General features: G+C 41.1%; 12 protein-coding genes and 1 tRNA gene. 4 read left to right on the top strand and 9 right to left on the bottom strand.

Going from position 1 to position 13,899, the window contains the following annotated elements; translation table 11 throughout:
• Positions 1–13 precede the first annotated feature (13 nt).
• Complete coding sequence (locus tag DW019_RS05630) at positions 14–1,441, top strand: undecaprenyl-phosphate glucose phosphotransferase (RefSeq protein ID WP_022377593.1); 1,428 nt, start codon at positions 14–16, stop codon at positions 1,439–1,441.
• A gap of 39 nt (positions 1,442–1,480) precedes the next feature.
• Here DW019_RS05630 and DW019_RS05625 read toward each other — a convergent pair whose 3' ends face one another.
• Complete coding sequence (locus DW019_RS05625; RefSeq protein ID WP_118442776.1) at positions 1,481–3,877, bottom strand: ATP-dependent DNA helicase; 2,397 nt, start codon at positions 3,875–3,877, stop codon at positions 1,481–1,483.
• Positions 3,878–4,010: 133 nt separating this feature from the next.
• Here DW019_RS05625 and DW019_RS05620 point away from each other — a divergent pair, with 133 nt between their 5' ends.
• The 3 genes from DW019_RS05620 to DW019_RS05610 all read left to right on the top strand — a co-directional run bounded on the left by DW019_RS05620 (position 4,011) and on the right by DW019_RS05610 (position 5,939).
• A complete protein-coding gene (locus DW019_RS05620; protein WP_022377591.1) occupies positions 4,011–4,388 on the top strand; it encodes a DUF1292 domain-containing protein in 378 nt (125 codons plus the stop codon).
• Positions 4,389–4,578: 190 nt separating this feature from the next.
• Positions 4,579–5,109 (top strand): sigma-70 family RNA polymerase sigma factor, encoded by a 531-nt coding sequence (locus tag DW019_RS05615; RefSeq protein WP_182431055.1) that lies wholly within the window; start codon positions 4,579–4,581, stop codon positions 5,107–5,109.
• 113 nt (positions 5,110–5,222) lie between these two features.
• Positions 5,223–5,939, top strand: a complete 717-nt coding sequence (locus DW019_RS05610) for a hypothetical protein (protein WP_147353009.1) — start codon at positions 5,223–5,225, stop codon at positions 5,937–5,939.
• 52 nt (positions 5,940–5,991) lie between these two features.
• Here the strand turns inward: DW019_RS05610 and DW019_RS05605 are convergent, their stop codons facing one another.
• The 8 genes from DW019_RS05605 to DW019_RS05570 all read right to left on the bottom strand — a co-directional run bounded on the left by DW019_RS05605 (position 5,992) and on the right by DW019_RS05570 (position 13,884).
• Positions 5,992–6,696, bottom strand: a complete 705-nt coding sequence (locus tag DW019_RS05605) for a PBECR4 domain-containing protein (RefSeq protein WP_182431054.1) — start codon at positions 6,694–6,696, stop codon at positions 5,992–5,994.
• Positions 6,697–7,007: 311 nt separating this feature from the next.
• Positions 7,008–7,160, bottom strand: coding sequence for a FeoB-associated Cys-rich membrane protein (locus tag DW019_RS05600; protein WP_118442773.1), 153 nt, complete (start codon positions 7,158–7,160; stop codon positions 7,008–7,010).
• Between the two features lie 12 nt (positions 7,161–7,172).
• The gene (locus tag DW019_RS05595) at positions 7,173–8,807 is read right to left on the bottom strand and encodes an endo-1,4-beta-xylanase (protein WP_182431053.1); all 1,635 of its coding nucleotides are present in this window, start codon (positions 8,805–8,807) and stop codon (positions 7,173–7,175) included.
• 2 nt (positions 8,808–8,809) lie between these two features.
• Positions 8,810–10,690, bottom strand: a complete 1,881-nt coding sequence (locus tag DW019_RS05590) for an ATP-dependent helicase (protein WP_118442771.1) — start codon at positions 10,688–10,690, stop codon at positions 8,810–8,812.
• Positions 10,677–12,143 carry a glutamate--tRNA ligase gene (gene gltX, locus DW019_RS05585; protein WP_117478697.1) on the bottom strand — a complete coding sequence of 489 codons (1,467 nt, stop codon included), beginning with the start codon at positions 12,141–12,143 and terminating at the stop codon, positions 10,677–10,679. The genes DW019_RS05590 and gltX overlap by 14 nt, the downstream gene beginning before the upstream one ends.
• Before the next feature lie 24 nt (positions 12,144–12,167).
• Complete coding sequence (locus DW019_RS05580; protein WP_022377585.1) at positions 12,168–12,779, bottom strand: cytidylate kinase-like family protein; 612 nt, start codon at positions 12,777–12,779, stop codon at positions 12,168–12,170.
• Between the two features lie 107 nt (positions 12,780–12,886).
• A complete protein-coding gene (locus DW019_RS05575) occupies positions 12,887–13,603 on the bottom strand; it encodes an N-acetylmuramoyl-L-alanine amidase (RefSeq protein WP_118442770.1) in 717 nt (238 codons plus the stop codon).
• Between the two features lie 198 nt (positions 13,604–13,801).
• Positions 13,802–13,884, bottom strand: a tRNA-Leu gene (locus DW019_RS05570).
• Positions 13,885–13,899 lie beyond the last annotated feature (15 nt).

Raw genomic sequence — 13,899 nt, 5'->3', positions numbered from 1 at the left:
GGACTGGATTGATTTGATTAAGGGAAATCAAAAACTCCTAAATCTTTTTCGTATATTAATAGACACGGCAATTATTGTATTTTCGTTCATCCGCGCATATTACCTGCGCTTTAGCAACGATAGCATTTTAATTCGGTGGGAATGGATTGAGGAACCGGTCGGTATTTACGGCTCGTTAAAGGATTACATGCAAATTTTGATTATGCTGATTCCTTGTTACCTCGTTTCCTATTATTTTTTCCACTTGTATGACCCCAAACGTACCAAGAGCAGAAAATCAGAAATTTTTAACATTTTAAAATCCAATGTTGTAGGAATTCTCTACTGCGTTGCCTTTCTGTTTTTTATTCGCAATGGTACTTACGCCCGTTTGTTTATTATTATTTTTGTTACGCTGAATTTTATACTGGAAGTTTTATTCCGTTTTTGCACGACAACACTTCTTCGCAAGATTCGCAGAAAAGGAATGAACCACAAACATATTTTATTAATCGGTTACAGCCGTGCCGCAGAAGGTTACATCGACAGACTATTGGCACATCCCGAATGGGGTATTTCCATTCATGGTATTTTGGACAACCATAAACCGCTTGGCTATTCTTACCGCGACATTCATGTGATTGGGCGAGTAGACGAGTTAGAGAAAATGCTGTCCGAAAATGATTACGATGAAACAGCAATTACGCTGAGCATCGACCACTACGACAGTCTGGAAGGGATTGTTGCCGTAACAGAAAAATCCGGCGTTCACACAAAGTTTATTCCGGATTACAACAATATCATTCCAACCCGTCCGTATACCGAAGATTTGGATGGACTGCCGGTCATCCACGTGAGAAATATTCCGCTTTCAAACTCGTTTAACCGTTTTTGCAAGCGTGCAATTGATATTGTAGGTGCGCTGCTTTTAATTATCCTGTTCTCCATTCCGATGGCAGTGGTGGCAGCGATTATTAAAATCACATCGCCGGGACCTCTTATTTTCAAGCAGGAGCGTGTTGGTCTTCACAATAAGCCGTTTAAAATGTTTAAGTTCCGCTCAATGGAAGTGCAGGACGCCTCAAAAGAAAAACAGGCATGGACGGTGCAGAACGACCCCCGCGTAACACCAATTGGCAAATTCATCCGAAAAACCAGTTTGGATGAATTACCACAGTTTTTCAATGTGTTAAAAGGCGATATGAGCCTTGTCGGACCAAGACCGGAGCGTCCGTTCTTTGTGGAAAAATTTAAGGAAGAAATTCCTCGTTACATGATTAAACATCAGGTTCGTCCGGGCATCACCGGCTGGGCGCAGGTAAACGGCTACCGCGGTGATACATCCATCCGCATGCGAATCGACTGTGATTTGTATTACATTGAAAACTGGACGTTAGGACTGGATATTAAAATTTTATTCCTGACAATTTTCAAAGGTTTCGTAAATAAAAATGCATACTAAAATTATGGCGGACTCCAAAGAATATGGAATCCGTCGTTTTTATTCCTGCCAAAACTCTGCAAGCAGTTCTTTCATCTTTTCACAATTCACAACATCAAATGGGTACCATTCCCTCGGGAACAAATCCTGATACTGCTTTTGCATAAACCGCTCATCCAAAAGAAGAATTGCCCCTTTGTCGTTTATTGTACGAATCACTCGTCCACCCGCCTGAAACACTTTATTTACTGCCGGATACAAATAGGCATACGAAAACCCATCCCCTTTTTTCTCCTCGTAATAATCCTTGAACAACTCCCTTTCATGGCAAACCATTGGAATCCCGGTTCCTACTACGACCGCGCCAATCAGACATTCTTCTTTCAAATCAATTCCTTCACTGAAAATGCCTCCCATAACGCAGCACCCAATCACGCTTTTGTCTGTTTCTTCAGAAAATGCCTCCAAAAACTCTTCTCTCTCCCGCTCACGCATTTCGGGCATCTGTACAAGAATCTTCTGATTCTCTCTATTAGGAAGCCTTGTTACAATTTCATCCATAAAACGGTACGACGGGAAAAAGAGCAGATAATTTCCCTCCTTTGCTGAGATAAAACTGTCAATGTACGCCGCAATCTTTTCGTATTCTGTCGCCCCGCGCCTTGTATATTTTGTCGTCACATCGCGGGCAATCATCACTTTTCTCTGTTCCGGTAAAAATACGGATTTAGCATAAACCGCGGCATCTTCCTTCTCCCCGCCAAGCTGTTCTTTATAGTAACGGATTGGCAAAAGAGTCGCCGAGAAAAAGATGGTGCTCTGCACCCGTTCCATCACTTCTTTCAGGCAGCCGGACGGGTCCATGCACTGGATTTTAATGCGAAACTTCCGCTCCTCATCATAATCCAGATAAATCCGGTCACTCTCATCAAATTTTTCCAGCACTGCAAGAAACCGGCGGACATCAAAATAAAGCGATAAAATCGTGTCACGCTCTGGCAGTACCGGATATTCTTTTGCCACCAATTCATAATCTCCTGCCACACGAAGAAGAGCAAACTCCAGCATTCCCGCATCCGAAATCACTTCAAATTCGTCGCACTCTTTTTTCCATGCAAGCAGCACACGGTTCGCCGCCTCCAGCGATTTTTCAAATTTCCGCAGTATATAATGTACTTCCGGACGTTTTTCGTGTCGTTCCATCGCCTTCACAATCTTCTTTACTGCAAGAAAATCTTCTTTCACAAGCCTCGCACTATACATTTCCCTGCCGCGCTCCACAAGATTGTGTGCCTCATCCACCAAAAGCACCATATTTCCTTTTTTCTCAGTCGAAAAAAATCTCCGCAGATACACATTCGGATCAAAAACATAGTTGTAATCACAAATCACGGCATCTGCAAAAAGGGCGGCGTCCAACGCCATTTCAAACGGACAAACCTGATGTTTTTCGGCATATTTCTCAATCATATCCCGGCTCATTTTATGCTCATGAATTAACATGTCGTAAACCGCCTCATTCACTCGGTTATAATGCCCTTTCGCACGCTCACACTCACCCGGATTGCAGGAAACCGTGTCCATTACACACATTTTTTCCTTTGCAGTAATCGTTAGGGTTTTAAAAAGCAGTTTTTGTTTTCCAAGCAGTTCAAAACAGTCTTCCGCCACCGTTCTTGTTATCGTTTTTGCCGTCAGATAAAAAATCCGATCGCAAACTTCTTCTCCCATTGCCTTTACCGCCGGAAAGACTGTACTAATCGTCTTCCCTACCCCCGTCGGCGCTTCAACAAACAGCCGCTTTCCTTTTTCCACCGTATGATAAACCATCGCCGCCAGCTCTTTCTGCCCCGGACGATAGGAAAACGGAAAGGTAAGTTCCGTAATGGATGCATCTCTCTGCTTTTTCCAGTCATACTGATAAACCGCCCATTTTTCATATTCATCCATCAAATTCCGAAACCACTGTACAATCTCAATTCGTGAAAAAGTCTCCCGAAACCGCACCACCTGCTCGGTCTCCAGATGACAATAGGTAAGCTGCACTCCGATTTCATCCAGATTTTCATTTTCTGCCACGATATAGGCGTAGCACATTGCCTGTGCCTGATGGATAAACAACGGCTTTTCCAAATCCTGCACCGGCAGATACACGCCCTTAATCTCATCAATCACTGTCAAATCGCCATCGGTAAAAATGCCGTCCGCACGCCCTTCAATTTTCAAGGAAAAATCTTCTTCATATTCGGCACTCTTAAATTTTTGTATTGTAAATAAAGGAACCTCGGATTCATATCCAACGCCCATACTTTTTTGTATTTTTCTGTGAATACGGCTGCCAAGCTGCATTGCCTCTACATTTCTCACACCCGCGCCGCCACTTACAATATCTCCCTCGCGGAAAACAAATTCCACTAGGTTTCTTACGGATATTTTAATCGTCTTTTCTTTGCTCATACCTATAGTATAAAACGAGGACGGCACGGACGCAAGGGGCTAAAATACAATGTTAGTGCCAGAATAGTTGCATTTCCGCTAAAAACATGATACAGTTTAAGAAACAAATTATAAATCTGAATTGGAGGAAATTATGGCAGATATTAATTATGAAGAATTAGAAGATTTGACACTTACCATGGAAGATGAAGACGGCACAACGACAGAGTGTGAACTTCAGTTTGTGTTTGAATATGATGGACAGGATTATGGTGCTTTTTGTGAGGCAGAGAATGAAACCGGTGAGTTTTATTTCTTCTCCATTGATGGCAGTACAAACTGGAAAGGAGAAACCGAGTTAGAAATTGCGCCGGTCGAAGATGATGCCCTGTTAGAACAGCTTGTCGATGTTTTGCAGCAGATTATTGATTCCGAGATGTCGGATATCGATGTCGAAGATGAGGACGATGCAGAAGAGGATGAAGACGACAGCGTCTGGGATGAATTTATTAATAAAAAATTAGAGGACTAAAAAAGTCCCTTTGTGCAGAGACGGGATATCGCTTCGCGATATATTCTCTCACAAAGGGGCTTTTTTTATTTGTTTGTGTACACTTTTCACTGACTAAAATAAAGGGAAAGTTTTTTCTTGAAACTTTTTCCCCTCCCATGACAATATACTTGTGAAAGATGTCTTTTGAGCAAAAGAAAGGAAGATTCATGTGACAAAACAAGAGTTTGATGAATATGTGCAGGCGCAGGGTGCTGACATCCTTCGATTCTGCCGCATGACAACAGCGAGCAAAATAGAGGGGGATGAACTTTATCAAGATACGATGTTGAAATTGCTGGAACAATTACAGCATTTGAATGTTGATAAAAACCTCAAAAGTTACACGCTGTCTGTAGCCATCTTCCTCTGGAAAAATCAAAGAAGAAAATATGCAAGGCGAAAGCGGCTGGCATCCTTTGAAAGTTATGAAGCACAGGATGAGAGCGGCAATTTGAAAGTTATTTCGGCTGACACTAAAACACCGGAGCAAACGGTAGTGCAAAATGAAACCAATGCACTGGTGCAAAAAATGGTTTTTGATTTACCGGAAAAGTACCGCACGGTAATCGAACTATTCTACTCTGCCGATTTAAAAATTCCAGAAATTGCCACTTGTCTGCAAGTTTCAGAAAATACGGTAAAGAGCCGACTGCGCCGCGCAAAAATGATTCTTAAAAAGAAATTGGAGGCTGCCTTATGATGAATGATACTGAATTTGAAAACATCTTAAAACAAGCACTCAGACCGGATATTTCCGATGAGGAAATCCTCATAAAGGAAACTCCGTCTAGGTCAAAAAGGAGGAAAAGCACTATGAGAAAACATCGAATAATACAAAGCGCCATTGCCGCAGCCGCTTGTCTGGCACTTATTTGGGGCATTGGATATAAAACTATTAAACCGGAAAAAGCCCAGAACACAGCCGTCACAAATTCCTTTGTTGTGAAAGTCAACGCAGCAGAAATCAAACACACAAAGAAAAATCAGATGAGGGTCTATGCCAATCCCGGTTATACCTCGATGTGGTGTGGCGGCGAGGCAGGCAAACAGTTTGTTTCCTACAGTATAAATGCCCCGTTGCAGTTTGAGGGAAACAACATTAAAACGGTCACATACCGCATCAATAAGGGGCATTTCTTTGTTACAAAAGCAGAACACTCCAAATATTTCAAGGAGGGCGAATTGTGCAAAGGAAGCTCTCAATCAAATTACCGTTTCTTCACCATAAACGCAAAAGAAACGCCGGAAAAGCAGTTTACTGTAAGTATAACCGATGACGACTGTAAAATTTCTTCTGCCGATGCAACGGCACTTTTCGATGGAAAAGCAGAAAGCGATTCGGAATTACACGCAAGAAACAAAGCACTTGGCAATGTTACCATAACCTGCACTGCTACATTTAATGATGGAACACAGAAATCCGTGAATATCAAAGTAAAACACCAGAAATTAACAGGAGCACAAGTTCAAAATTCAAAATTTAACAAAGACAAAAAGTATATCTTCGTTACCTTTGAAGTAGATGCCTAGAAAAAGAAGTTCCTTCGTGCAGAGACGAGATAACGCTTTGCGTTATAGTCTCTCATGAAGGAACTTCTTTTTCTAACTGGACAAGTGGATTAATACGCTGCCTGATTTGTGCGGGTAACAAATAATATTCTTCCTGCAATAAGCCTTTTTTTATCTCAAAAAATATTTTCTCGTATTTCTCTTCATCTAAATTTCTTTGCAATATAAATATTATCTTCTCCGGTTTTGACACTAATTGGGTAATTGGAGTAGTAATCAATGTTGTGGGCATTGAAAGTTTGGTTTTATCAACAATATTTGTGCCTTTTAAAGAAATTCTATGATCATATCCGACGACACCTGAACTATTACCTATCGCCATCTCAAAATCATTATTTTTTGTCACTAAATCCTTTTCTCCGATTTTATAACACTTGCTATTTTTCAAATCCAACAATTGGTTCAAAACCGATACCTTCGAATACATATTAGATACTGAATGAACAGGTGAGCAATCTTCCCTTTTTATTTTTCCTTCTAAACATGCTTGATAAAATTCCGCAGCACCTAATGTTTGACTCTTAACTCCGGCAAGATGCATGAAATTGTATTTATGCGCAAAAACCTCATACGCCTCATATGGTTTGTTTTTTCCACCGCTAAATATAAGCAACAATGCACTTTCCGCATACTTTGAATAAATTTTTGCGCCTAAATGTAATTGTGCTAATAACTGTAAATCTGTTAAATGCTTTACTTTTCGTGTTTGGTATTTCATTTATCCCCTTTAGATTAAAAGAGAAATCTTTATACAAAAATATAAAGATTTCCCTTCTCAACTAACATATTAACTGGTTTCATTCTGGTGCTTGCCACCATATAATCAGGCTTTTCACCCGACTTGATAGATTATCCTCATATTAGAGTAAACGCAAAGTTGTTATCGCTGCCAGTACAGCGGAGGTAAACTCCTTATACCTCGTATCCTATTGATATAGGAGAAAGGAACTTCCTTTCTGGTACTATTATTATATACCAATTTTTAAAAACATACAACAACTACTTTACGATTTTTTATCGTATTTGTACTTATTCTTTTTTTTTCGACTTTTTGCCACAGTTTGCACAATCACCATGGCATCCGGAACACATCGAGGAACCACGGTCATGCGCCACATAAGTAATCACAAAGATAGCCGCAACCACAATTAATACAAGAATCAGAACACTAATTGGATTCAAACCAATCCCTCCTTATTTGGCAGCGTTCAGCACAGCAAAATAAGCTGATTTCGCTGCATAGTCTGCTCCAAAGAGCAATGGATAACTCGTTTCTCCTTTGAAATCAGACAACCAGGAATCCCCATCGGTAAGTCCCCAGAAGGTAACACCGGTAATATTGATTTTCTGATTTCTTCTGCTGTCTACCAGCATGTTAAATAATGACTGGTATTTTGTTGCTACACTTTTCTGGTCAGCTGCTGTCCGGAATGTATTATGAATATCTAACTCCGTCAACTGAATTTCAATCTTGCCCGGATCAATCTGGTTGTACTTCTGAATTGCTACCTTTACCGCAGCAATTGTCGGACTTGTCATGGAGTAATGAGACTGCATACCAACGCCGTCACACAAGCCTTTGTCATACAAGTCTTTTACCACCTGATAAATACGGTCTCTTTTTGCCGCTGCATACTCATTGTAATCGTTTAAGAAAAGTTTCACATCTTTATCTGCATATTTACGGGCAAAAGTAAACGCATCTGTCACATAGCCGACATCACCATATACTTTATACCAGTTGGATGATGTGCGCATCGTACCATCATCATTGACCGCCTCATTTACAACATCCCATGCATAGACAACACCCGGATAATTTTCCTGGCAGTATGTGAGAACCTTCTTAATATAGCTTTCCATTCGTTGACGCATCACATCCTTAGAAACAAGTGACTTGTCAACATTATAATCTTTATGGAAGAACCATTCCGGCGTCTGACTGTGCCATACAAGCGTATGCCCACGCAGTTTTAATCCGTTATCACTGGCAAGTTTCAATACTTTCCGAAGAATTTCTTCGTTAATCAAAACATTGGTGTCGGTTCCGCGTGTCTGATTTTCTTTGCTCAGAAGTGACTCCGGTTTCATCTGGTTTTCCATTGTAATCGAATTAAACTGATTGGTAATCAGTGCCTTCGCTTTTGCGTAGGCTCCGGCTCCCTCAAGCTGCCACGTAGTCACCGCTGCACCAATCTTAAAATCTTTGATGTAAGCGGTCTTTAACGTATCACTAAGCACCGGTGCTTTTACCGTAACTTTTACCTTGATGCGCTTGCCGCTGTAGGTCTTTGCACGAACCGTCGTTTTTCCGACATACTGACCGGTTACAACACCTTTGCTTGTAACGGTAGCCACTTCCGGATTGTAAGACTTCCACATCACTTTGTCGTTTGATTTCTTTGGTGAAACTACACCGGTCAATTTCACAGAATCAAATTTATTTAAAACAATGGAATTGACACTCTTTTTGTCTTCGTCCACAATACGAAGTTTCTTTGCCCCCTGCAAAACCGTAACACGGCACTTTAATTTCTTCTTTTTTCCACGGTAGGAAACGGTTGCTGTTATGGTTGCTTTTCCTTTTTTCTTTGCCTTCACTTTACCACGTGAAGAAACACTCGCAATCTTTTTCTTGGATGAACTCCAGCGCACCTTTGCCTTTCCTTTATTTTTCACCTTCAGCGTAACCGATTTTCCGGTTGCCAAGGTAACCGATTTCACATTTAATTTTCCCTTTACAGACGCCTGTGCCTGTTCTGATGCTGTCAGCCCTGCCACTTCAAACATCATTACTCCGGCAAGCACATAAGCTATTGCTTTTTTCACCTTCATCTACCTCGCTTCTTATTTATTTTATTCTTCAGAGCCGGCGAAATTTCATATAAAAATGGTGACGGCTCCGCCTCTTTATGGAAACGCTCTTTCACAAATGACAGATGCAAATATGTTTTTGCACGTGTCATTGCCACGTAAAGCATACGTCTTTCTTCTTCTAAATTTCCCTCTTGAACAGCCTTGCGGTACGGTACAATATCCTCATTTAATGTCGGCACAAACACAACCGGAAATTCCAAGCCTTTGGAGGCGTGCATCGTCATCAATGAAACACCCGGTTCTTCTTTGACCTGCTGCTTCTTGTGCTCCTGCCGTATTTCCTCCAGCGTATCCCCGTAATTTTCTACAAAAGAAAGGAACTCCGGAATGCTCTTTTTGTCGCGTGCCATCTCCTGCATTTCATCCAGCACATCAAACCAGTCATCGGCATTTACATTTCTCTCATCGGCATAAGTCTTCAAAAATTCATCGTAACCAATGCCTTTTCGTATAAAATGAATTGCCGCATAGGGTGAAAGCGATGCCAGATTTTTTAAATCATACTCAAAATTCCAGATTCGCTCTTCCATCCACTCCTGATTTTTCACCGCATAATAGGCACGGAGTTTATCAAAACTTACTTCTGATTCTGTAAAAGCCGTACGGCTTAAGTATCTGACCGGGCGGTTTGCAATCTTTAAAAATTTCTCACGGCTCCGGTTTCCAAGTGCAAGCTGCAAATAGCACATAATATCTTTTGCCATCCAAGTATCAAATAAATTCGGAAGATTTTCCCGCATGGTAAATGGAACTCCATGTTCCATCAGTTTCCCGGCTAGCAAACGCATCTGCATATTCGTCCGAAATAACACCGCCATCTCCTGATACGCAATGCCTTCTTTCTGATACATCTGTATCTGCGCCACAATCTTCTCGGCTTCATCCGGTAAATTCTCGCATTTTTTCATATGCACCGGCTGTTCCTTGCCCTTGTTTGCAACAATATGTTTTTCGTACCGTTCATTATTTTTTCCAATCAGCCGTTCTGCCGCTTTCATAATCTCATCCGAACAACGGTAATTTACGCCAAGCACAATCTGTTTTGTGTCCGGGAAGCGTTTCGGGAAAGAAAGCATGATACCCGGCTTAGCACCGCGGAATCCATAGATTGACTGGTCATCATCCCCGACAATAAACAGATTATTCTCCGGTTCTGCCAACATACAAACCGTCTCGTACTGCAAACGGTTGATATCCTGGAATTCATCAATCAGTAAATACCGAAACTGTGCCTGCCAGCGTCTGCGGATATCTTCTCTCTCTTTTAGAAGCTGATATGTATATACTACCATATCATCAAAATCAAGACAACGGTGTCTTTGTAGTTTTTCCTGATATCCCCGGTACATTTTCTGAAAAATTTCAGCGGAACACGCCGAGGAAAAATAACAGTCTATTTCGATTCCTTCCCCTTTTACACGGCTGATTTCTTTTTCAATATCGGAAAGAAATTCTTTTTTATCGTCCACCTCGTATCCGGTTTCATTGAGTGTTTCTTCCAGAAACCGATATTTTAATGCCGGAGTTGCAATGTCTTTTACCTCATAATGGTACGCCAGCCGCAAAATCTGAAAAAAAACAGAATGGAACGTTCCAAATCTGACTGGCAGACGCCGTCCACCCGTCATCATTTCAAAACGTTCCTTCATCTCCACTGCCGCTGCTTTTGAAAATGTTACAACAAGAATTTGTTCCGGCTTAACTCCATATTCATCAATCAATGCTTTCACACGATTGGTAATAACATAGGTTTTTCCTGCACCGGGACCCGCTAATACCATAGCAGGTCCATCCCGGTGCATAATTGCCTCTTTTTGTTCTTTATTGCACTCCATTAAGCAACTCAATTCCTTTTCTAATTCGCTTTAATGACTCTTCTTTTCCAAGAATGTCCATAATCTCATAAGCACCACCCGGTGTCATCTGTTTACCGGAAACCGCTGTACGAAGCGGCCACAGCGCCAATCCATTCTTACATTCTTTTTCAGCCACATAATCTTTTACTACTTTTTCTACATTTTCAAATGAGAAATCCGGTAATGCTTCTAATCGTGGAAGCATCTCGTTCAATACTTCCAATGAATTTTCACTGTTTGTTTTCATTTTCTTATGAGTGTACATCGCCACATCATATTCCGGCAATTCTTCAAAGAAATCAATCTTCTCTGTAATATCCGGGAATACTTCAATTCGTGTTTTTACCAAATCCGCAATTTTTTTCAAATCCAAATCTTTGGTAATCACTTTTTTGATAATCGGAAGTGCATGTTCATAATACGCATCATCGGACATCGCCTTGATATATTCACCATTCATCCAGCGAAGTTTCACAATATCAAATACTGCCGGTGATTTATTAATTCTATGATAGTCAAACACTTCTTCCAATTCTTTCAAGCTGAAAATCTCACGGTCATCCGCCGGACTCCAGCCAAGTAAAGCAACATAGTTTACAATTGCTTCCGGCAGAAAACCAAGTTCTACCAAATCCTCAAAGGAAGAATCACCACGGCGTTTGGATAACTTTTTATGCTCCTCATCCGTAATAATCGGACAATGAATATAGGCTGGCACTTCCCATCCAAAAGCCTCATACAGGCGATTGTACTTCGGTGCGGAAGACAGATACTCATTTCCACGGACAACATGTGTAATCTCCATCAAATGGTCATCAATTACATTGGCAAAGTTATAGGTTGGATAACCATCTGACTTAATCAGAATCATATCATCCAATTCATCATTTGGTGCTGTAATTTTTCCATAAATTACATCATCAAAGGATGTTTCTCCTTCCGTCGGGTTGTTCTGGCGGATAACATACGGCACACCTGCTGCCAGATTTGCCTCAATTTCCTCTTTGGTCAAGTGAAGACAATGTTTGTCGTACTTTGCAGCCTTTTCCCCTCTTGCTTCTGCTTCATCATGAAGTTTCTGCAGTCTTTCCTTTGTACAAAAACAGTAATAAGCCTCTCCTTTTTCTACGAGTTTTTTCGCATACTCAAGATATATACCGGTTTTTACACGCTCGCTCTGTACATAAGGGCCATAGCCGCCATCTTTGTCCGGACCTTCGTCATGCTTAAGTCCTGCCTGGTCCATCGTTTTATAAATCAAATCAAGAGCACCTTCAACATAACGCTCCTGATCGGTATCCTCAATACGTAGAAGGAAATCTCCGCCTTCATGTTTTGCAATCAAGTACTCATATAACGCTGTTCTTAAATTGCCTACATGCATTTTACCGGTCGGGCTCGGTGCATATCTTGTTCTAATTTTTTTACTCATTGTCTTCGTTCTCCTTTAATCTTATTACATCTGGTCTAAATATGCTTTCAGACACGCAACGGTGCCATCAATTCCGCACAAGTCACTACGAATAGCAAAATCATAATTAAGCACGTTATCCCAGCGTTCACCAGAGTGATACTTATAATAGTTCGCTCTGCTTTTATCTTTTTTCATAACCATTTCTGCTGATTTTTCTTTCGGAATTCCCTCTACCTCAATCGCACGTTTAATGCGGAAATCGAGTGTTGCGCGAATAAACAGATTGACTACATTTTCCTGATTTTTCAAAATGTAATCCGCACATCTGCCAACAATTACGCAAGGACCTTCTTTTGCCACATTGCGAATTACCTTCGACTGCGCTAAGAAAATACGGTCATCTAACGACAAACCGGAAAATCCGACATCCTGACTGGAAAATACATTCATTCCCATCGCAATGGAATAAAGCAGACTGTTGCTTGCTTTATCTTCTGCGCGCTCAAAAGCCGCCTCTGCAAAACCGGTGTCTTTTGCCGCACGAGAAATGATTTCATTATCATAAAATGGAATTCCATAAGCCTCTGCTAACTTCTTTCCGATTTCTCTTCCCCCACTGCCAAACTGTCTTGTAATCGTAATTATTTTATTCATGATAATCCCCGCCTTTCTGTTAAAAAGAACTCTTTTTTATACTTTCTATTTTACCATTTTAGCAGAGATTCGCAAGCGGTTTTTGTGCTTTAGGGACTTATATTCTGTTAAAAAAAGTTATCAATTCCGTCCGCAATTCCCTTGACAATCTTCTTCTGATAAGAAGCTTTTGCCATCTTTCTATCCTCGCTTGGATTACTCATAAAGCCCATTTCCACAATTGTAACCGGAACTTTACACCAGTTGATGCCTGTCATGCTGTTCGTGTACATAACACCACGGTTCTTTGCTCCTGTCGTTTTACACATTGCTTTTAAAACCTTTTTGGAGAGTTTCTGGCTTGCCTTACGGTTTGCTTTTGTCATGTAACGGTTATTAGACGCCGGTGCTATCGTCAGTGCCCCTTTGACACTCGAACTTCCCGCACTGTTTGCGTGAATTCGGATAAAAGCGCCCGCTTTGTATTTGTTCGCTACTTTAGCACGCTGCACATTTGACATACGGACATTATTTTTTGTACGCACCATGATTACTTTATAGCCACGATTTACCAATTCTTTCTGTAACTTTTTAGCCACCTGAAGATTCAATTTATATTCCGGCAGATGTGTCACACAGCCACTCGCTCCTCCGGTCACCTTTGCCTTTCTCTGACTTGAGCCAGGTCCAATCGGCTCCGTTGCACTCATCGCACGAGTCTGGTGTCCTGCATCAATTACAATCACTTTCTGTTTTTCTTCTGCCTGTGCTGTCTTTGCTGCTCCCGTCGCACAAAGGGATAACAAAAGCACTGCTGACAAACACATAGAAATAATTCGTTTCATCCTGTTCCTCCTATTTTGCTGCTTATCCATTTTCTTAATTTTTTTCGTGATACAAAAGCCTTGTACCACATAAAAAAGTGTATCATATCACGCCTTATCTGTAAAGAAACATCGACAGCGTATTACGCCACTCATTTTCCTTAAAACAAGAAAATGCTGTACAGACGATTTCATCGTCTATACAGCATCTATATGACATGCGGAGTATGGGACTTGAACCCACACGCCCTACGAGCACATGATCCTTAGTCATGCCTGTCTGCCAATTCCAGCAACTCCGCATTTTCGCCGACAAC

The sequence above is a fragment of the Clostridium sp. AF37-5 genome (assembly GCF_003477605.1).
Taxonomy (GTDB): Bacteria; Bacillota; Clostridia; order Lachnospirales; family Lachnospiraceae; genus Eubacterium_F.
Note: the sequence above shows the minus strand (reverse complement) of the source record. Positions and strands in the feature narration are given on the sequence as shown.